The 18,103-nt window shown below is 70.7% G+C and carries 20 protein-coding genes and 1 pseudogene; 10 read left to right on the forward strand and 11 right to left on the reverse strand.

Features of this window, described 5'->3' with window-relative positions:
- The first annotated feature begins 124 nt into the window (after nucleotides 1-124).
- Nucleotides 125-574, forward strand: coding sequence for a hypothetical protein (locus CP978_RS22580; RefSeq protein WP_043443763.1), 450 nt, complete (start codon nucleotides 125-127; stop codon nucleotides 572-574).
- Between the two features lie 86 nt (nucleotides 575-660).
- Here CP978_RS22580 and CP978_RS22585 read toward each other — a convergent pair whose 3' ends face one another.
- The 3 genes from CP978_RS22585 to CP978_RS22595 all read right to left on the reverse strand — a co-directional run bounded on the left by CP978_RS22585 (nucleotide 661) and on the right by CP978_RS22595 (nucleotide 2,772).
- Complete coding sequence (locus CP978_RS22585; protein ID WP_376697995.1) at nucleotides 661-1,809, reverse strand: RNA polymerase sigma factor SigF; 1,149 nt, start codon at nucleotides 1,807-1,809, stop codon at nucleotides 661-663.
- Nucleotides 1,810-1,826: 17 nt separating this feature from the next.
- Complete coding sequence (locus CP978_RS22590; RefSeq protein WP_043449288.1) at nucleotides 1,827-2,240, reverse strand: ATP-binding protein; 414 nt, start codon at nucleotides 2,238-2,240, stop codon at nucleotides 1,827-1,829.
- Nucleotides 2,241-2,511: 271 nt separating this feature from the next.
- A complete protein-coding gene (locus tag CP978_RS22595) occupies nucleotides 2,512-2,772 on the reverse strand; it encodes a UBP-type zinc finger domain-containing protein (RefSeq protein WP_043443765.1) in 261 nt (86 codons plus the stop codon).
- A 62-nt stretch (nucleotides 2,773-2,834) separates the two neighbouring features.
- Between CP978_RS22595 and CP978_RS22600 the strand changes: the two genes are divergently transcribed.
- A complete protein-coding gene (locus tag CP978_RS22600) occupies nucleotides 2,835-4,427 on the forward strand; it encodes a Na+/H+ antiporter (protein ID WP_043443767.1) in 1,593 nt (530 codons plus the stop codon).
- A 24-nt stretch (nucleotides 4,428-4,451) separates the two neighbouring features.
- Here CP978_RS22600 and CP978_RS22605 read toward each other — a convergent pair whose 3' ends face one another.
- Nucleotides 4,452-5,393, reverse strand: a complete 942-nt coding sequence (locus CP978_RS22605) for a 1-aminocyclopropane-1-carboxylate deaminase/D-cysteine desulfhydrase (RefSeq protein ID WP_052454243.1) — start codon at nucleotides 5,391-5,393, stop codon at nucleotides 4,452-4,454.
- A gap of 215 nt (nucleotides 5,394-5,608) precedes the next feature.
- On the opposite strand from CP978_RS22605, the gene CP978_RS22615 reads away from it, so the two are divergent.
- Both CP978_RS22615 and CP978_RS22620 read left to right on the forward strand, forming a co-directional pair.
- Complete coding sequence (locus tag CP978_RS22615; protein ID WP_043443769.1) at nucleotides 5,609-7,015, forward strand: family 2B encapsulin nanocompartment shell protein; 1,407 nt, start codon at nucleotides 5,609-5,611, stop codon at nucleotides 7,013-7,015.
- A 309-nt stretch (nucleotides 7,016-7,324) separates the two neighbouring features.
- A complete protein-coding gene (locus tag CP978_RS22620; RefSeq protein WP_107070432.1) occupies nucleotides 7,325-8,422 on the forward strand; it encodes a family 2 encapsulin nanocompartment cargo protein polyprenyl transferase in 1,098 nt (365 codons plus the stop codon).
- Between the two features lie 164 nt (nucleotides 8,423-8,586).
- On the opposite strand, the gene CP978_RS22625 is transcribed toward CP978_RS22620, so the two are convergent.
- Nucleotides 8,587-9,000, reverse strand: coding sequence for a VOC family protein (locus CP978_RS22625; protein ID WP_043443771.1), 414 nt, complete (start codon nucleotides 8,998-9,000; stop codon nucleotides 8,587-8,589).
- Between the two features lie 9 nt (nucleotides 9,001-9,009).
- Nucleotides 9,010-9,480, reverse strand: a complete 471-nt coding sequence (locus CP978_RS22630; RefSeq protein WP_079162263.1) for a helix-turn-helix transcriptional regulator — start codon at nucleotides 9,478-9,480, stop codon at nucleotides 9,010-9,012.
- Nucleotides 9,481-9,689: 209 nt separating this feature from the next.
- On the opposite strand from CP978_RS22630, the gene CP978_RS22635 reads away from it, so the two are divergent.
- From CP978_RS22635 to CP978_RS22645, 3 genes are read left to right on the forward strand one after another with little or no spacing between them, the layout of a single operon-like run.
- Entirely contained in the window at nucleotides 9,690-10,454 is a 765-nt protein-coding gene (locus tag CP978_RS22635) for an ATP-binding cassette domain-containing protein (RefSeq protein WP_043443774.1), read from the forward strand.
- Nucleotides 10,451-11,683 carry an ABC transporter permease gene (locus CP978_RS22640; RefSeq protein ID WP_227745427.1) on the forward strand — a complete coding sequence of 411 codons (1,233 nt, stop codon included), beginning with the start codon at nucleotides 10,451-10,453 and terminating at the stop codon, nucleotides 11,681-11,683. The genes CP978_RS22635 and CP978_RS22640 overlap by 4 nt, the downstream gene beginning before the upstream one ends.
- The gene (locus CP978_RS22645; RefSeq protein WP_043443776.1) at nucleotides 11,677-12,303 is read left to right on the forward strand and encodes a hypothetical protein; all 627 of its coding nucleotides are present in this window, start codon (nucleotides 11,677-11,679) and stop codon (nucleotides 12,301-12,303) included. The genes CP978_RS22640 and CP978_RS22645 overlap by 7 nt, the downstream gene beginning before the upstream one ends.
- An 86-nt stretch (nucleotides 12,304-12,389) precedes the next feature.
- On the opposite strand, the gene CP978_RS22650 is transcribed toward CP978_RS22645, so the two are convergent.
- On the reverse strand, nucleotides 12,390-12,965 hold the full coding sequence (locus tag CP978_RS22650) for a hypothetical protein (RefSeq protein ID WP_221500963.1): 576 nt from the start codon (nucleotides 12,963-12,965) through the stop codon (nucleotides 12,390-12,392).
- 133 nt (nucleotides 12,966-13,098) lie between these two features.
- Here CP978_RS22650 and CP978_RS22655 point away from each other — a divergent pair, with 133 nt between their 5' ends.
- On the forward strand, nucleotides 13,099-14,526 hold the full coding sequence (locus tag CP978_RS22655) for a hypothetical protein (protein WP_043443778.1): 1,428 nt from the start codon (nucleotides 13,099-13,101) through the stop codon (nucleotides 14,524-14,526).
- A gap of 56 nt (nucleotides 14,527-14,582) precedes the next feature.
- On the opposite strand, the gene CP978_RS22660 is transcribed toward CP978_RS22655, so the two are convergent.
- Together CP978_RS22660 and CP978_RS22665 are read right to left on the reverse strand one after the other, a co-directional pair.
- On the reverse strand, nucleotides 14,583-14,945 hold the full coding sequence (locus CP978_RS22660; protein ID WP_043443780.1) for an ASCH domain-containing protein: 363 nt from the start codon (nucleotides 14,943-14,945) through the stop codon (nucleotides 14,583-14,585).
- Nucleotides 14,942-15,589 (reverse strand): annotated as a pseudogene (locus CP978_RS22665) (hypothetical protein); the annotation flags it as partial. The gene CP978_RS22660 and the pseudogene CP978_RS22665, both read right to left, overlap by 4 nt.
- On the opposite strand from CP978_RS22665, the gene CP978_RS22670 reads away from it, so the two are divergent.
- A complete protein-coding gene (locus CP978_RS22670; RefSeq protein WP_150478287.1) occupies nucleotides 15,546-16,112 on the forward strand; it encodes a site-specific integrase in 567 nt (188 codons plus the stop codon). The pseudogene CP978_RS22665 and the gene CP978_RS22670 overlap by 44 nt on opposite strands.
- Before the next feature lie 468 nt (nucleotides 16,113-16,580).
- Here CP978_RS22670 and sodN read toward each other — a convergent pair whose 3' ends face one another.
- Nucleotides 16,581-16,976: a superoxide dismutase, Ni gene (gene sodN / locus CP978_RS22675; protein WP_043443782.1), complete on the reverse strand. Its 396-nt coding sequence runs from the start codon at nucleotides 16,974-16,976 to the stop codon at nucleotides 16,581-16,583.
- Nucleotides 16,977-17,121: 145 nt separating this feature from the next.
- On the opposite strand from sodN, the gene sodX reads away from it, so the two are divergent.
- Nucleotides 17,122-17,556: a nickel-type superoxide dismutase maturation protease gene (gene sodX / locus CP978_RS22680; protein WP_079162550.1), complete on the forward strand. Its 435-nt coding sequence runs from the start codon at nucleotides 17,122-17,124 to the stop codon at nucleotides 17,554-17,556.
- On the opposite strand, the gene CP978_RS22685 is transcribed toward sodX, so the two are convergent.
- Nucleotides 17,460-18,089, reverse strand: coding sequence for a CGNR zinc finger domain-containing protein (locus CP978_RS22685; protein WP_043443786.1), 630 nt, complete (start codon nucleotides 18,087-18,089; stop codon nucleotides 17,460-17,462). The genes sodX and CP978_RS22685 overlap by 97 nt on opposite strands.
- Nucleotides 18,090-18,103: the final 14 nt, after the last annotated feature.

Genomic DNA, 18,103 nt, shown 5'->3' on the forward strand with positions numbered 1-18,103 from the left:
TCGGGTAAGAGGGCGCCGGGGACCGGGGAGGTCACGGTGGGCGCGAACGTGCTTCCGTGCCTCCGGGGCCGGAGGGCGGCGGGCGTGCCGGGGCGGGCCTCGGCCCGGCGGCTACTCTTCAGGGGTGAGCGCTGAGCAGAACCCCACCCCCGAGACGCCCGAAGCCGAGCCCCGTCCCGCGCGGCTGACCGCAGCGGCGGCGCTGGCCGGCCTGGAGGGGCTGGCCCTGGTCGCGGGCGGTGTCTGGATGCTCGTCCTGGGCCTCACGGGCTCGCCGGACGACCGCCGGGGAGCCGTCACCGGCGGCATCACCCTGATCGTGCTCGCGCTGCTGCCCCTGCTGGCCGCGCGCGGGCTGCTGCTGCGGCGCGGCTGGAGCCGGGGCCCGGCCGTCATCACCCAGGTGCTCGCACTGCCGGTGGCCTACAACCTGCTCCAGGCCGACAGCGTCGCGATTCCCGCGGGCATCGTGCTCGCGGTGGTCGCGGTGGCGGCCCTGGTGCTCCTGGTGAACCCGGCGACGACCCGGGCCCTGGGCATCCGCGGGCCCGGGAACGCACCGGACCAGAAGTAGGCGCCGACGCCGGCGGACCAGGCCGGCGCGAGGAGGGTGCCCGCCGGGGCGGGCAGCGAGGGCGACCGGATCCCGGTCGCCCTGTGTCATTCCTCGACCAGCAGCTTCTCCCGCAGCTGCGCCAGCGTCCGGGCCAGCAGGCGTGAGACATGCATCTGGGAGATGCCGACCTCCTGGGCGATCTGGGACTGCGTCATATTGCCGAAGAAGCGAAGGAGAAGGATCCGCTTCTCCCGGGGTGGAAGATCCTCCAGCAGGGGCTTCAGCGACTCCCGGTACTCGACGCCCTCCAGCGCCTCGTCCTCCGCGCCGAGCGTGTCGGCGACCGCGGGGGACTCGTCGTCGGTGTCCGGGACGTCCAGAGACAGCGTGGAGTACGCGTTGGCGGACTCCAGGCCCTCCAGGACCTCCTCCTCCGAGATGGCCAGCTTCTCGGCCAGCTCGTGGACCGTGGGGGAGCGGCCGTGCTGCTGGGACAGCTCGGCCGTGGCCGTCGTCAGGGCCAGCCGCAGCTCCTGCAGGCGCCGGGGCACCCGCACCGCCCAGCCCTTGTCACGGAAGTGGCGCTTGATCTCACCGACGACCGTCGGGGTGGCGTACGTCGAGAACTCGACGCCCCGCTCGGGGTCGAAACGGTCGACGGACTTGATCAGACCGATGGTGGCGACCTGGGTCAGGTCGTCCAGCGGCTCGCCCCGGTTGCGGAAGCGGCGCGCGAGGTGCTCGACGAGCGGCAGATGCATGCGGACGAGCTGATTGCGCAGCTCGGCGTACTCCGGGCTGCCGTCCCTCAGCTTGCGCAGCTCCACGAACATGGCGCGCGCCCCACTGCGGTCCGGCGCGGCGTGCTGCGCACCGCCCGGCACACTCTGCTCCGCGTTTCGCCCGTGCTCGCTCATGGTCCCGCCCGTCACCCTTCCCCGCGCGCCCGGCTCCTCCCCCGTTCCCGACCGCGCTCCAGCGGGGGGACCCCCATGAGCCGGGGAGGCCCCACCGTTCTCGGAGGGCGCGCCGGCACCGGCCGGGCCCCTCCGTCCGCCGTCCCGTACGGAGACCGCGTCGTCCGCACCGGCCGGTGCGGCCTGTGCGGGCGTCACGGTCTCCGAGGCCTCGTCCTCCGGATGCGGACGGGCCTGCTCGGGGATGCCGTCCACGCCGTCCGCCCTGCGCTGAGACCCGCTCGGGCCGCCGTTTCCGGCGGAGAGTTCCCGTGTGCCGCGCTCTTCGTCCCGCACCGGCCCGTCCCCGTTCGTCACGCCGGCCCGGGTCCCGCGCCGCGCTGTTTGTAGAGGCTGATGGACACGGTCTTGTCGTCGCCGACCGCGGAGGAGACCTTGCCGGCCAGGGCCGACAACACGGTCCAGGCGAAGGTGTCCCGCGAGGGGGCGTGTCCGTCCGTGGTGGGCGCCGCGACGGTCACCTCCAGGGAATCGTCGATGAGCCGGAAGACACAGCTGAGCACCGAGCCGGGCACCGCCTGCTGGAGCAGGATGGCGCAGGCCTCGTCGACCGCGATGCGCAGGTCCTCGATCTCGTCGAGGGTGAAGTCCAAACGAGCCGCGAGACCGGCCGTGGCCGTCCGCAGCACCGACAGGTAGGCACCCGCTGCCGGCAGCCGGACTTCCACGAAGTCCTGGGTCGCGGGCTCGCCTGCGATCTGGGACACCCTCACCTCCAAGGTGGTACAAGCTCTTTCGGGGGCCGAGGGTCGCCCCTCGGGGGTAACGCCTCTGTGCTTCAGCGGTGACGCTATCGCGCCGTCGACCTTCCCGTCCCGCGACCCCGACCCTCGCTGTCACTCATAGTAAACCCATGGATACGCACAGTGGCTAGGGGTCTGCGGGCCCAATTGGGAAGAGTGCGCGCCGGATTGACGTACCCCGACGCCGGACCGGTGAACCGTGTGGTTCCAGAGTCACATGTGGGGGCCACCGGAGTCATACGAGCACATGGTCCACGAAGCACCAGCGCCAGTTCTCACCGGGTTCGAAGGTCCTCATCACCGGATGACCGCTCTCGTCGTGGTGGGCCGTCGCGTGCCGCAGCGGCGAGGAGTCGCAGCAGCCCACATGCCCGCACTCCAGGCACAGCCGCAGCTGCACGGGGTCGGTGCCCGCGGCGAGGCACTCCAGGCACGTCTCGCTCCGCGGGTCGGGCTCGGGGTGCGGCAGCGCGTCGGCGTGCGTGCACTGTTTCATGATTGCCAGGTTACGACGGGTCCGTGCGAAGTCGCGCGGAAAACGAGGGCGGGCGGAAGACGATGAATGTGTTGCCTCTGCTGCTGTTGGTGGCTGGCAGCGCCGCCGTCGCCGGTGCGGCGCGGCGCACCCCGGTCCCTGCTCCGCTGCTGCTCGTCGCGGTGGGCCTGGTCGTCTCCTATCTGCCCGGGGTGCCCGAGTACGCCCTCGACCCCGAGGTGGTGCTGCCGCTGGTGCTGCCTCCGCTGCTGTACACGGCCGCCGCCGACAGCTCCTACCTCGATCTGCGGGCACAGCTGCGGCCCGTGGCGCTGCTGTCCGTGGGATATGTGCTGTTCGCGACCCTCGCCGTGGGCTGGGTGGTGTATCTGCTGGTGCCGGCTCTGACGCTGCCCGCCGCACTGGTGCTGGGCGCGGTGGTCGCTCCGCCGGACGCGGTCGCGGCCACGGCGGTCGCCCGGCGGGTGGGGCTGCCGTCGCGGATCACCACCATCCTCCAGGGCGAGTCGCTGGTGAACGACGCGACCGCGATCACCGCGTACAAGGTGGCGCTCGCGGCGGCGGTCGGTGCCGGGGCGACCTGGTCGGGCGGGGTGCGGGAGTTCCTGCTCGCGGCGGTCGGCGGGGTCGCGGTCGGACTGGTGCTGATGGTGCCGATCCACTGGCTGCGGACCCGTCTGAAGGAGGCACTGCTGCAGAACACGCTCTCGCTGCTGATCCCGTTCGTCGCCTACGGGCTCGCGGAGTGGGCGCACGCCTCCGGGGTGCTCGCCGTGGTCGTCGTCGCCCTCTACCTCGGCCACCACAACTGGCAGGTCGACTTCGCCACCCGGCTCCAGGAGGAGGCGGTGTGGAAGATGGTCGGCTTCATCCTGGAGTCCGCGGTGTTCGCGCTCATCGGACTGCAGCTGCCGGTCGTGCTGAAGGGGCTCGGGGCAGACCAGGGCATCCGCGCCGCCTGGTACGCGGTGGCCGTGTTCCTGCTGGTGGCCCTGTCGCGGTTCGTGTGGGTGTATCCGGCGACCTTTCTGCCGCGCCTCCTGGTCCGGCGGATCCGGGAGCGTGAGGAGAACCCGACCTGGAAGGCGCCGTTCATCATCGGCTGGGCCGGGATGCGGGGCGTGGTCTCGCTCGCCATCGCCTTCTCGATCCCGCGGACCGTGCACGGCGGTCCGTTCCCGGGGCGCAATCTGATTCTCTTCCTGACCTTCACCACGGTGATCGGCACCCTGGTGGTGCAGGGCCTGACCCTGCCCCCGCTGATCAGGCTGCTGCGGCTGCCGGGGCGTGACGCGCAGGCGGAGATCCTCGCCGAGGCCAATGCCCAGGCGCAGGCATCCAGGGCCGCCGAGCGGCGCCTGGACGAACTGCTCGACGACCGGCGCAACGCCCTGCCACCACCGCTGGCGGACCGTCTGCGCAGGGTCCTGGAACGCCGTCGTAACGCGGTCTGGGAGCGGCTGGGCGCGGTGAACCCGGTGACCGGGGAGACGGCCGACGACACCTACCGCCGGCTGTCCCGGGAGATGATCGGCACCGAACGGCAGGTCTTCGTCACGCTTCGCAACCATCGCTATCTCGACGACGAGATGCTCCGCACGCTGCTGCGCCGACTGGACCTGGAGGAGGCCGCGGCGTACCGGGAAACCTCGTGAGCCGGCCGCCGCGCCGTCGTCCCTCTAGAAGGGCCTTCCGGTGATCACGGCGGCCAGCGTGGTGCCCCGTGGGAACGCGCCCTCCGCAGTCAGGGCGACAAGTCCGTAGAGCAGTTTGGCGACATAGAGACGCTCCACCGGCAGGTCGTGACGGGACTCGAAGTCCTGGGCGAAGTCCTGGAGCTCGGCGGGCACCCGGGCGTAGCCGCCGAAGTGGAAGCGGGTGTCCAGGGTCCAGCGGCCGCGCCGGGCGCCGAAGGCCCGGGTCTGCAGGGCGGCGGTGTCGGCCGTCAGGAAGTCGCCCTTCAGGACCGGGATCCCCAGGGCGCGCTGCCCGGGAGCAAGTCCGGCGGCCAGGCCCGCCAGGGTGCCGCCGGTGCCGCAGGCGACGGCGATCACGTCCGCCCGGCCGCGCAGCTCCTCCCCGAGCACCCGGCAGCCGCGGACGGCGAGGGCGTTGCTGCCGCCCTCCGGCACCACATACGCCCCCTCGGCGTCCGCCGCACGCAGAATGCCGGCCAGGGCCTCGGGCTCCGCCTTGCGACGGTAGAGCGATCTGTCGACAAAGCACAGCCGCATGCCGTCGGCCGCGCACCGGGCCAGGGAGGGGTTGAGCGGCCGGTCGGCCAGCTCCTGACCACGGACCACGCCCACGGTCTCCAGCCCCAGCAGCCGGCCCGCGGCGGCCGTGGCCCGCAGATGGTTGGAGTAGGCGCCACCGAAGGTGAGCAGGGGACGGCCGGCCGCGGCCCGCAGATTCGGGGCGAGCTTGCGCCACTTGTTGCCGATCAGATCCGGGTGGATCAGATCGTCCCTCTTGAGCAGCAGCCGGACACCATGCCGCGCGAAGCGGTCGTCCGTCACCTCCTGCACCGGTGACGGCAGGCGCGGGTGCAGCACGGACTCCGGGCCGGGGGCTTCGGGTCGCGGCACATCGGGGCTGGTCACCCCGTCATTGTCGGACATCCGTCAACGCCCCCGCGTGTGGAGCCGGGTGCGTCCCGTCGCCGTGGTGCTCACCCGATGTGACGCTCGCACGACAAGACACTTACTCGACAAAGTGCCACAGCGTGCCCAGTCGTCCATTGATCCATTCCCGCTCGTTCGGGTAATGGCGCGGACACGCTCCGTGATGCGATGCTTTTCCCCGCAGATCCATGCAAGACCGGGAGGGCAACTCAATGTCGGTAGGCGAAGAGGTCCGTGCGGACGAGAACAAGCCGCAGCAGAGTCTCGGCACCGAGGCCGCACGGAACCTGGCCACCACCACCAAGTCCGCACCCCAGATGCAGGAGATCAGCTCGCGCTGGCTGCTGCGGATGCTGCCGTGGACGGACATCCAGGGTGGGACGTACCGCGTGAACCGCCGCATCACCTACTCCGTGGGCGACGGCCGCGTCACGTTCGTGAAGACCGGCGACCAGGTCACCGTCATCCCGGCCGAACTGGGCGAGCTGCCGGCCCTGCGCGGGTACGAGGACGAGGAGGTGCTCGCCGAGCTCGCCCAGCGCTGCCAGCAGCGCAGGTTCGCGCCCGGGGACGTGCTCGCCGAGTTCGGCAGCCAGGCCGACGAGGTGTTCCTGCTCGCGCACGGCAAGGTGCAGAAGATCGGCACGGGCCCCTACGGTGACGACGCGGTGCTCGGCGTCCTCGCCAACGGCGCCTACTTCGGCGATCAGGCCCTGCTCGACCCGGACGCCATCTGGGAGTACACGGCCCGCGCGGTCACCTCCTGCACGGTGCTCACCCTGCCTCGCCGGGACGTCGAACAGGTCGCCGAGCGCGCCGGATCGCTGCGTGACCACCTCCGGCGGCAGAGCTCGATCCCCGCACAGCGCACCAACAAGTACGGTGAGAAGGAGATCGACCTCGCCGCGGGCCACAGCGGAGAGCCGGACATCCCGCACACCTTCGTGGACTACGAGCCGGCGCCCCGCGAGTACGAACTGAGCATCGCCCAGACCGTGCTGCGCATCCACAGCCGGGTGGCCGACCTCTACAACCAGCCGATGAACCAGACCGAGCATCAGTTGCGGCTGACGGTCGAGGCGCTGAAGGAGCGCCAGGAACACGAGCTGATCAACAACGCCGACTTCGGTCTCCTCCACAACTGCGAGTACGACCAGAGGCTGCAGCCGCACGACGGGGTGCCCAGCCCCGACGACATGGACGAACTGCTCAGCAGGCGGCGCGGCACCAAGCTGTTCCTCGCCCACCCCCGCGCCATCGCCGCGTTCGGCCGTGAACTCAACAAGCGCGGACTGGTCCCGGAGAGCATCGACGTCGGCGGCAACCGCATCCCCACCTGGCGCGGAGTGCCGGTCTTCCCGTGCAACAAGATCCCGGTCAGCGAGGCCCGCACCACCTCGATCATCGCCCTGCGTACGGGGGAGGAGGACCAGGGCGTCATCGGCCTGAGGCAGTCGGGCATCCCCGACGAGATCGAGCCGAGTCTGTCGGTCCGTTTCATGGGCATCAACGAACAGGCCGTCATCAAGTACCTGGTGACGGCCTACTACTCGGCCGCCGTCCTGGTACCCGACGCGCTGGGGGTCCTGGAGAACGTCGAGATCGGCCGCTGGAGGTGACACGCTCCTCCGATCCGTTCGGCCCCGGGGCGGTCCGGCCGATTCCGAGGGGCCGGTTGCGGCCGGCCCCTCGGGACTCCGGGCCCCGGCACGCCCCGTTGCTGTCCCCCGTCCGGCTTCGGCCGGGCGGGAGGGACCTCGGATGGGGGAAGCGCCCCCCGCCTCCTCGGCCCCCGGGGGCCTCTTCGGTTCACTCGCTTCCCACCAGGGGCACGCAGTGTCTCCGGCCGCCGAGGTGGGTACACCCTCGGGGTATCGGCCCGGCGGCAACGGAGGCGTCACCGTCCGCACACTCTTCGAGGCGGTTTCATGGGTGAGTTCATGACGGACCAGAAGCAGACCCCCACTCTCGAACGGCACAGTCCGATCCCCGGCCCGTCGGCATCGTTCGACGGGCATGAGGCCGCGGCCATCCTGGAGCGCGCCCGCGCCTCGGTCGACCCGGCGCTGCGCCGGGCCCTCGACACACTGCCCGAGGCGATGCGCCGGATCGCGCGCTATCACTTCGGCTGGGAGGAGGCGGACGGAACCCCCGCCTCCGGCAATGCGGGGAAGGCGATACGTCCCGCGCTGGTACTGACCGCGGTCCGCGCGCTCGGCGGCCGGGAGACGGCTGCCCTGGGGGCCGCCGCGGCCGTCGAACTGGTCCACAACTTCACGCTGTTGCACGACGACGTGATGGACCGGGACGCGACCCGCAGGCACCGCCCCACCGCCTGGACCGTGTTCGGCGACGCCGACGCGATCCTGGCCGGGGACGCCCTGCAGGCCCTGGCTCTGCGGCTGCTCGCCGAGGATCCGCACCCGGCGTCCGGGGCCGCGTCCGCCCGGCTTGCGGAGTGCATCATCGAACTGTGCGCCGGACAGCACGCGGACACGGCCATGGAGCGGCGCGGCCCCGACGAGGTCACCCTCGACGAGGTGCTCGCCATGGCCGAGGCGAAGACGGGCGCGCTGCTCGGCTGTGCCTGCGCACTCGGCGCGCTGTATGCGGGGGCGGACGACGAGGATGTCGAGGCGCTGGACGCGTTCGGCCGCGAGGCCGGGCTGGCCTTCCAGCTCATCGACGATGTGATCGGCATCTGGGGTGATCCGAGCCGCACCGGCAAGCCGGCCGGGGCGGATCTCATGGCCCGTAAGAAATCACTGCCGGTGGTCGCGGCGCTCGCCTCGGGCACCCCGGCGGCGACGGACCTGGCCGAGCTGTACCGGGGGCCCTACGAGGAGGGGGAGCTGGAGCGCACCGTCCTCGCCGTCGAGCAGGCGGGGGGCCGGGACTGGGCGCAGCTCCAGGCGGCCGACCGGATGGGCCGGGCGATGCACGAGCTGTCCCGGGCGGTTCCCGACCCCGAGGCGGCGGGCGGGCTGCTGGCCCTGGCCGAGTTCGTGACCCGGCGCAGCACCTGACGGGCACCGCCGGAGGATCCCGGAGCCTCCGGGTGCCGCTCGGCTCCTGACCCCGCGCGCCACCCGGCGGCTCCGGCCGGGCGAGCCCTGCACCTTCCCACGGTGTGCGGGGCTCGCCCGTGTGCACCCGGCTCCCAGGCCCATGCGACGGCGGCAGGGAAGGGTCAGGCGCGGCGCTGGGTGAACCGCAGCAGATTGCCCGCCGGATCGCGGAACGCGCAGTCCCGTACGCCGTACGGCTGGTCCATGGGTTCCTGGACCAGGTCCGCGCCGGAGGCCTGGACACGTTCGAAGAGGGCGTCGCAGTCCGCGGTGGAGAAGATCACTCCACGCAGCATGCCCTTGGCGAGCAGCTCCGCCATCGCCTGACGGTCCGCGGGGGAGGCGTCCGGGTTCATCCCCGGGGGTTCCAGGACGATCTCCACATCCGGCTGGAGCGGTGAGCCGACCGTGACCCAGCGCATCCCCTCGAAGCCGACGTCATTGCGGACCTCCAGGCCCAGGACGTCCCGGTAGAACGCGAGTGCCTTGTCATGGTCGTCCACGGCGATGAAGCACTGGGCAAGTTTCACATCCATGACCCCACGCTAGATCCGCGCCCGCGGATCTTCCTCCCCGTTCACGGTTCCGCCCGCAGGGGCCGGCCCCCGGGGCGCGTCCCCCGGCCGGCGGCGGAGGGGGCGGGTCAGTCCCCTCACCACGCAGGGTGGTATCGCCGCCCCGTGCTCGTGCGACCGTGCCCGGTAGGCGCTGGGTGTCTCGCCCACCAGCTCCGTGAAGCGCGAGCTGAACGACCCCAGGGACGTACATCCCACCGCGAGGCAGACCTCCGTCACGGACAGGTCGCCGCGTCGCAGCAGCGCCTTGGCCCGCTCGATGCGGCGGGTCATGAGGTAGCTGTAGGGCGTCTCCCCGTAGGCCGCGCGGAAGCTGCGCTGAAAGTGCCCCGGCGACATCAGCGCGGTGTGCGCGATCGCCGCCATGTCCAGCGGCTCCGCGTACTCACGGTCCATCCGGTCCCGCGCGCGCCGTAGCCGGACCAGGTCGTCGACATCCACACCCCCAGCATCGCAAACGCGCCCGCGCCGCCCAAGAGGCCCGGCACAACGGTCCGACGCGGGGACGGGACAGTGGGAGGACGGGTTTCGGACAAGATCCAGAACCGGCGTTCCCGGACCCGTGTCTCCCGCTTATAGTCATTTGTGCCACGGGAATTTCTCGCCGCACAAGCCCTTCAGTGGGGCTTTGCCCATGCTGTAGGTCGTCCATGCCCCTGCTCGAAATGCACGCCCTTCATCAGGGATACCGCGGAAAACCCGTCATCCGCGGTGTCGGCCTCGAACTGGACGCCGGGGCGTTCGGTCTTCTGGGCCCCAACGGTGCGGGCAAGAGCACGCTCCTGCGGAGCCTGGCCACGATGAGCCGGCCGACTTCGGGCAGTATCCGCCTGTTCGGCCATGAGGTGACCACGGCGAAGCAACTGAGGGCGGCCCGGCGCCAGATCGGTTTCCTCCCGCAGAGTTTTGTCTATCCCGCGGACTTCACGGTGACGGATTTCGTGAGGCATTGCGCCTGGCTGCGGGAAATCCCCCGGGACCGTATTCCGGAGGCCGCGGCGGAGGCGATCGAACGGGTGGAACTCGGTGATTCGTCACGCACGCCGTTACGGAAACTGTCCGGTGGAATGCTGCGCCGCGCGGGCATCGCCCAGGCCATCGCCGGACGGCCGAGGCTGGTGATCCTCGACGAACCGACCACCGGGCTCGACCCCCATCAGAGGGTGAGATTCAGAGAACTCGTCCGCGATCTGGCACAGGACAGCTGTGTCCTGCTCAGCACCCACCTGGTGGAGGACGTGGCGCACACGTGCTCGACCATCGGCGTGCTGCAGGAGGGGACCCTGCGGTTCGTGGGGACGCCCGCCGAGCTCGAGGAGTCGGCCACCGCCGACGCGCCCGGGGACACCCCTCTCGAACGGGGCTATGCCTCGGCCCTGAGCGCTCCCGGCCCGCAGGCGGTGGGCGCGCCATGACCGGACTGCTCGTCGAACTCCGGCGGACCCCCGTCCGTTGGGCGGCCCCGCCTCTGCTCGCGGCCTGCACGGCCATGGTCTTCCTGGTCGGCGGGGACTGGAGGGGATCCTGGCCGGAGACGTCCGCGGCGGCCACCCGCGCCGCCATCCCCCTGATGGTGGCCGGGACCGGTATCGCCGCGGAGAGAGCCTCCCGCCTCCGGCGTAGTGGAGCGGAGGCACTTCTCGCGGCCCGGCCCCCGCACCAGGTCGAACTGGCGCGCCTGACCGCTGACGCCGTATGGCTCGGCGCCGTCTACCTCCTCTGCACCGCCTTCACCTGGATCGCCACCGCCGGGGCTCCCGGTGGTCCCTGGCTCGATTACGTCCTCTTCGGAGTCTCCGGGGTCGTCTTCGCCCTGGCCCTCGGCCACTTCATCGGGCGCTCGCTGCCCGGCCGTTTCACCGGCGCGCTCGCGGCCGTCGGCGGGTTCCTCCTCTTCAGCCTGGTCTTCGGCTCGCAGTCCTCCCCGCTCGCCGATGTCGTCTTCTACCACGCCATCGATGTGCGGCTCTCGGCCACGCATCTGGTGTGGCGGCTCGCGATCACCGGGCTCGCCGTGGCGGCCATGTGCACGGTGAGTTCGCTGCTGAGCAGGGACCGGCGGAGCACCGGGGCGGCGGGCGCGGCGGGGTTCTTCTCCCTGGCCACACTGGTCTGCGTGGTCGCCATGCCGGGAAGCGACAGCGCCCTGCTGGAGACCCGTCGGGTCGGAACGCCGGTGTGCGAAGCGGGCGGAGGAGGCACCGTGTGCGTATGGCCGGAGCACGTGCATCGCCTGCCGGAAGCCGTGGCGGCGGCGGACAGGGTGGCCAGGGCCGCCCGGGGTGTCGTGCCGGCCCCCGAACGCTATGCGGAACAAGGGCTGGAGCGGGACGGCACGGGCGGCTTCACCCTGGACCATGGGCGGAAGGACCTTCTGCACACCATGCTTCTGGAACTGACGGGCCCCCACCAGACCTGGTGCGAGAGCGAGCCGGAAGCCCTGGCGGAACGCAGGATGTATGCGGGACTCCGGCTGGAGACATGGCTGGAGGCGCGCGCCACGGACTCCGGGAAGCTGCCCGCGTACACCTACTCGGGAGACACGGCATGGTTGTCCGACGTCCGGCGGGCGAGGAAACTCCCGACCGCCGAACAGGTCAGCCGGGCGAAGGAATGGGCTCGCGACATGGCGGCGCCTTGCTGACCGAAGACCGCGGCTTCTCCCCCCTCGCAAGCCACCTCCGGTCCCACCACAGCGCTCGCTCCCTCGCGTTCCTGGTCGGCTGCGCCGCGGTGCTCACCTGGTGGGGCGGGCAGGCCGTGCTCTTCCCCGACATGAGCGGCGACAAGCCCGTTCCGGCATCGGGCGCGGCTTTTATGCCCATGCTGCTCGGCATCGGCGTGCTGATCTCGACGATCGACGGCATGGCCGACTTCTCCCGGGCCGCCGCCCGGCCCCGCTCCCATGTCCTTGCCCGACATCTGACCGTGGCATTCGGAATCGCGATGCTCTCGGCATGCATCGCCCTCCTGCTGTCCGGCGACCCCGACGCGATCCCCCTGGCCTGCCGAAACCTGCTGGGCTTCACCGGCCTGGCAGCCTTCTCCGCCGCGCTGCTCGGTCTCCGGCTCTCCTGGCTCCTCCCCGTCACACAGACGGTCCCCGCCTTCCTCCTGGGAACACCGGGAACCGGAGGAACAGACACCCCCTGGTGGTCCTGGCCCCGCGCGACCACCGGAAACGGCACGGCCTGGGTCATCGCGACGGGACTGATGGCGACAGGGATGCTCCTCGTCCTCCTCCGGGCCGACCGCAGCACCTGACCACCGGACGAAGAGACCGCACCCGTACCCTCATGGACGCCGTGCTCGGCGGCCTGTGGGCCGGGGACGGCCGGGGGCTTCGCGCGCTACAACCCGGCCGCCTGGGCCAGTGATGCCCGGTCGTCCTCACCCAGTTGAAGGCCGGCCAACAGTTCGTCGTCGGCCAGCAGGCGCCGCACCCATGCCGCGTCGGCAACGAATGCCGCTCGGCAGAGGGCCCGTTCGGGGTGGTCTCTCTCGGGGCCGCCGACCGCCAGGTCCCACGCGTTGTCGGGGTCGGTCGGTGCGGACAAGGCGGCGGCTATGAGCACGAGCCCGAAGAGTTCGTTCCGGCGTGGGACCGATGGATCGGCGGTCAGTCTCAGCAGGTACGGGACGACCGCCGGCATCGTGGCACTGATGGACATCGGCCCTGACATCACAAGCCAGTCCAGTGCTTGCTCGGCCATCTCAGCCGCGTCGGGATCGAGCAGCCCGCGCAGGACGACCGGGACATCGACCGGGCAGCCAGGAATGGACGACCATTCCACGTCCTCGCACCCTTCCAGTGCCGGATGCGGGAAAGCCTCCTGCCTCAGGTGCGGATAGGCCGCCGTCAGGGCTGCTGTCGCTGTCACCGCTGCGGCCTCGTGATCCACTTTGCACACCGGCGTGCCTCCCATCCACCCACGGGCGCCGTACCGGCGGACAACGATCACCTGGACGCCATGAGTCTATGCACGCCCCACCTTCACGGCCTTGAGAACCCGGTATCGGCGCCGCGCCGGTGTCGGAGTCGGCTGGAACACTGCGGCCGTGATCGACGAGAGAACCGCGAACCGTCCTGATGCCTCAGCCGGCTCCCTGCCGCCCACAGCGCGGGCAGAGCTTGCCGGCACCTCCTGGGAGGAGCTGCCGCACTTCTGTACGGGCCGACACGGTGTGCCCGACACACCGGACATTCTCATCAATGTGCTCGCCGCCGACCGGTCCCGCAGGGTGCGTGCGGTCGGGAACCTGTACCGGCTGCTCCTCCATCAGGAGCGGCTGTTCCCGGCATCCGCCCCGGCGGCCTTGGTCGTCGCCCTTCTTCTCGACGATCCGCGCACCCTCGCCGAAGACCGGTGGGAGCGCAGGGCGAACCGGCGGTCGCTGCGGGCCGAACTGCTGAACTGGCTGGCCTGGTTCGCCGACATCGCCCGCCTGGACGTCGAGGACGGTGTCGGCGCGGCGCGGGATCTGGCCGCCGCCCGTGCGGCACGGCCGGTGCTCCAGGACCGTATCGCGGATTTCTGCGAGGACGACGATCCGCAGGTGAGGGAGGCCGCGCTGGCGGCCACCGCCCTGCTGCTGGCCGACCCCGCCCTCGCCTCGTCCGTACCCCGGTACGCGCCCGCCGTCCGCGCGGTCCTGGCCGTGAGCGTGGACTCGTACCACCGGTGGATCGCCCGGGAACGACTGGCGGCTTGGGGGGAGGACGTCACCGGTCTCGTCGTCGCGGAGGAGGCGCACCGTGCGGCCCTGGACCGGGCACGCGATCTGGCGGACGACCCGTTCGGGGAGGGCCGGGAGCAGGCGATCCGCTGGCTGGAGGAGCAGCCCGAGGACACCGCGGCTCCGGACCGACCCGGCCGGCGGCGTGAGGACCGGACCGCGCCCGTGCAGGCGGCCCCGCACGAGTCGGCCCCCGAGCCGCCGGTGGCCGCCCCGGGGAGCGAGGCGGGACGTCGGGGCCCGTGGCGGATCGCCAGGGCCGAGGAGCGCGCCGAGTGGGACTTCACGCCGTACACAGGAGTCGGCCCGCTGCACTTCGGGATGACCCTGGAGGAGATCACCGGAGCCCTCGGCGAACGACCGACCGTCTTGTCCTCCTCCCGTCACGGCGAAGGCCACGAGCTCGACTTCGCCGACTTCACCGCGACCGGGATCAGGGCCATCTTCCGGGACAGCCGCCTGGGGTGTGTGGCCGTGAACGCGCTCACCGGCCCCCAGGTGAGACTCGACGCGGCCCCGCTGACCGGCTGCGCGCCCTCCCAGGTGGAGGACTGGCTCGTCCACCGCACCACACCGCGGCCCGGCAGCCTGATGTACAGCCCCGCTGCCGATCCGGTCTTCGCCGACCTCGGCCTGGCGATCCGCTCCCAGCGGGCCGGCGACGCCGTCCTGACGCGACCGCTCTTCCTGCACTACGACTGGCTCGACCTGTGGCACTCGCTACCGAGCGAGGAGTGGAACTGCTCCTGAAGCGTGGAAGGAGGGCACCATGGCCGGCTGGCGATGAAGCCTCTTCGTCTTCCCGCTCAGTGCGCCTTGCTGGAGCCAAAGATCTCGATGGCGAGTGCCCCGAGGGCTTCCTTCTCGGGGCCGTAGATCGTGCGGATGTTGGCGAGTTGCTGGTCGCGGGTGGCGGTCGGGTTGACGTTGCAGGGGCCTTCGCCGTCGAGGAGGGCTTCGAAGTCGGGGTACTCAGTGACGCGGAGGACCTGGACGTCGCAGGTCTCGTCGGTGTCCTTGATGCGGAAGCGGATGGTGTCGCCGGCGGCGAGGTCGGCGAGGTGCGGGTACTTGACCCGCACCTCGATGGTCTTGGCGCCCGCGGCGACGAGCTCGAAGTACTGGCGGTAGAGGTTGAGCTCGCGGACGCGGGCGGTGCGGTCGGTCATCGGCAGGGAACGCTCCTGGGGGACGGTGCGGTGATCAGGCGGCCGATCTCGGCGGCCGAGTGCGAGCGGAAGAAGTGGCGGGGGTCGGAGAGCAAGGTCTCGGCCATGGCGAGCAGTTGGTCGGCGTACTAGGTGACGGTGCCGGGCCACTGCCGGGTGTCGAGCATCCAAGGGGCAGCGCCTTCGGGCAAGGGGACACGGCCTTCTCGTACGAGGGATTTCGACAGCTTGGCGCCGGTGTCGGTGACGACCTGGGGGCAGAACAGGCGGGCCGGGAGCTGGGCTCGGGCGAGGCCTACCGCTTGGAGTGCCTCGTCGACGAGGTGGCAGCCGAAGACCCAGTCGCCGCCTTTGACCATGATGTGCAGGGTGCCCTGGGGGCTGGTCAGGCCGAGTTCCTTGACCAGGTTGCGGTAGAGGGTGGCCAGGTCGATATAGCCGCCGGCGGTGGGCGTGATGGTGGCCTTGTATGAGCCGTGGTGGAGGCAGACAGCGGAGACGTCCGCGGACTCGGGGCCGGCGAGGTGGACCCGGGTGCGTTCGGAGTGCTTCTCCGTCCATCCGCAGCAGGGGTGCGGACAGGGGACGCGGAGGTGCGGGATGCCCGTGGACGGGGCGAGCCACCAGCGGGCGGCGTCAGTGCGGGCCGCGCAAGCGAAGAACTATGCGGACAGCATCGAGATGACGTTCCGCATGATCATGGGTGATGCGGTCGTGGAAGGCCTCTTCGGCGTCAACCCGGTACCTGCTCAGAGTCGGCGGCGAGGCAGGTACGAGCCCGAAGACTCTGCCGAGGACACCTACGTCTACCCCGACCCGGTCCAGGCGCTCCTGCTGGCCGACAACGCCCGCGTCATCCGCGGCCTCATCGGCGAAGTGATGATCCTGGTCATGGCGTACACAGGCATGCGTATCGCCGAGATCGCCGGGCTCCGGCGGGAGTTCTGTTGGGTGGGCCCCGACCGGGATCCATGGGACCAGCACATCCGAGTGGAGCACCAGGGGCACTACCTCAAGGGTGGGTTCAAGCTGCATCCACCGAAGTACAGCTCGTACCGGACCTTGATCCTTCCGCCCTTCCTCGGGGATCTCCTCTGGAAGGTCCTGGAGAGCCACGAGGCCGAACGCCTTCCCGGCCGTGCGAGGCAAGCCGATCCGCGTCGATGACCAGTTCTACGGCCGGTTCTGGGATCCGATCGTGGAAGGCCACGAAGAGCTTCCCCAGATCCGTGGACGCCGGTTCCGGCCGGAGATCCCCGCGGTGCCCGGCCTGAAGGACTCGTCCCGCACGGACTGCGTCATGCGCAGCGCACCTGGCTGGAGGAGGACGACACGGCCCAGTCCGCGATCGATGAGCGGATGAGCCACAAGGTCCGCCGGAAGGGGAACGGCGTCAGCACCTACCGGCACGTGATCCCGGTCATGCGCCGGCGGATCGCGAAGACCCTGCAGCGGCGCTGGGAGAGGTCCCTCAAGGAGCATCAGAAAATGATCTCCCAAAAATCTCCCAGTGGATCTTGAAAGCCCTCGGGAGACAGGTGAGGGGCCCGGCCGGAGAACCAGCCGGACCCCTTCAAAAAGGCCCCTGACCTGCGGCGGAACGCCGACCGACGATCACGGGAGAGTGGCGCGGCATCACGCCTTCTTGGTCTCCCAGAAGATCTTGTCGATCTGGGCGATGTAGTCCAAGGCCTTCTGGCCGGTCGCCGGGTCGGTGGACGCCTTGGCGGCCGAGAGGGCCTTCAGGGTGTCGTTGACCAGCTGGTGCAGCTCGGGGTACTTCTCGAAGTGCGGGGCCTTGAAGTAGTCGCTCCACAGCACCGAGACATGGTGCTTGGCGAGCTCGGCGCGCTGCTCCTTGATGACGATGGCGCGCGCCTGGAAGTGCGGGTCGTCGTTGGCGGCCATCTTCTCCTGCACGGCCTTCACCGACTCCGCCTCGATGCGGGCCTGGGCCGGGTCGTACACGCCACAGGGCAGGTCGCAGTGGGCGCTGACCGTGACCTTGGGGGCAAACAGGCGGGAGAGCATGAAGCTGTCCTTCCTCGTGATCGTCTTCTCAGGTGGGACATTACTCCGTGGGGAACGGGTTTTCGCGAGTGCCCCCGTGGGCTTACGTCAAAAGTCCGGGGTGAGACTGGGACTGGTGGAGGATCGGACCGGGGAGGTGTCGGCGATGCCGGAGCTGTCACAGGAGACCGAGCGTACGAAGGCCCTGCTGCCGTTCGGGGCGGCGGAGGTGACGGGGCCGTCCATGGTGCCCACGCTGCGGCACGGGGACCGGCTCCTCGTGCAGTACGGGGCACGCGTCCGTCCGGGTGACGTCATCGTGCTGCGCCACCCCTTCCAGCAGGACCTGCTGGTCGTCAAGCGCGCCGTGGAGTTGCGCGAGGGCGGCTGGTGGGTGCTGGGCGACAATCCGTACGCGGGCGGGGACAGCACCGACTACGGCACCGTCCCCGAGGAGCTCGTGCTGGGGAAGGTGTGGTTGCGCTACCGGCCGCTCAAGGAGGATCAGCGCTCGCTCTTCGCGCGGGTGCGCTGGGCGCTCTCCGCCGCCAGGCCGGTGCTCTCCGTCCGGTCTGCCTCCAGGCGCTTGCGGGCGCGGTAGGCGGCCACGTTCGCGCGGGTGGCGCAACGGTCGGAGCAGTATCGCCGGGAGCGGTTGGTCGAGGTGTCCAGGTAGGCGTTGCGGCAGGGCGGCGCCTCGCACAGGCCCAGGCGGTCCACACCGTACTCGGTGAGGTGGAAGGCGAGGCCCATCGCGGCGATCGCCGCATAGCCCGCGGTCGCGTTCGACGGATGGTCCGCGAGATGCATGTGCCACAGCGGGCGGCCGTCGTCGTCCCGGTGGTCGTGCCCGGAGATCTGCGGGCTCACCGGGAACTCCAGGAGCAGCGAGTTCAGCAGGTCCACCGCGAGGGTCTCGTCGCCCGTGTCCGCCGCCTCGAAGACCGTGCGCAACCGGGCCCGGACCGAACGGAACCGGGTCACATCGGCGTCGGTGGCGCGACGGGCCGCCGACTGGTTGATCCCGAAGAGGTCCCGGATGGCATCCACCGAGGTGAGCGAGTCCTTGCCCCGGGCCGGTTCCTCGGTGTTCACAAGGCGTACGGCGTAATCCGAGTAATAGGCCAGTTCCACTTGTAGTCCTTACG

The organism is Streptomyces nodosus (assembly GCF_008704995.1).
GTDB classification, from domain to species: Bacteria; Actinomycetota; Actinomycetes; order Streptomycetales; family Streptomycetaceae; genus Streptomyces; species Streptomyces nodosus.

Bases quoted from the DNA above. Each gene is read 5' to 3' on its own strand.
- CP978_RS22620 (WP_107070432.1), top strand. From the start codon at position 7,325: ATGGGTGAGTTCATGACGGACCAGAAGCAGACCCCCACTCTCGAACGG.
- sodN (WP_043443782.1), bottom strand. From the start codon at position 16,976: ATGCTCTCCCGCCTGTTTGCCCCCAAGGTCACGGTCAGCGCCCACTGC.
- CP978_RS22625 (WP_043443771.1), bottom strand. From the start codon at position 9,000: ATGGATGTGAAACTTGCCCAGTGCTTCATCGCCGTGGACGACCATGAC.
- CP978_RS22605 (WP_052454243.1), bottom strand. From the start codon at position 5,393: ATGTCCGACAATGACGGGGTGACCAGCCCCGATGTGCCGCGACCCGAA.
- sodX (WP_079162550.1), top strand. From the start codon at position 17,122: ATGCCGGAGCTGTCACAGGAGACCGAGCGTACGAAGGCCCTGCTGCCG.
- CP978_RS22650 (WP_221500963.1), bottom strand. From the start codon at position 12,965: ATGGGAGGCACGCCGGTGTGCAAAGTGGATCACGAGGCCGCAGCGGTG.
- CP978_RS22640 (WP_227745427.1), top strand. From the start codon at position 10,451: ATGACCGGACTGCTCGTCGAACTCCGGCGGACCCCCGTCCGTTGGGCG.
- CP978_RS22670 (WP_150478287.1), top strand. From the start codon at position 15,546: ATGCCCGTGGACGGGGCGAGCCACCAGCGGGCGGCGTCAGTGCGGGCC.
- CP978_RS22615 (WP_043443769.1), top strand. From the start codon at position 5,609: ATGTCGGTAGGCGAAGAGGTCCGTGCGGACGAGAACAAGCCGCAGCAG.
- CP978_RS22595 (WP_043443765.1), bottom strand. From the start codon at position 2,772: ATGAAACAGTGCACGCACGCCGACGCGCTGCCGCACCCCGAGCCCGAC.
- CP978_RS22635 (WP_043443774.1), top strand. From the start codon at position 9,690: ATGCCCCTGCTCGAAATGCACGCCCTTCATCAGGGATACCGCGGAAAA.
- CP978_RS22660 (WP_043443780.1), bottom strand. From the start codon at position 14,945: ATGACCGACCGCACCGCCCGCGTCCGCGAGCTCAACCTCTACCGCCAG.
- CP978_RS22600 (WP_043443767.1), top strand. From the start codon at position 2,835: ATGAATGTGTTGCCTCTGCTGCTGTTGGTGGCTGGCAGCGCCGCCGTC.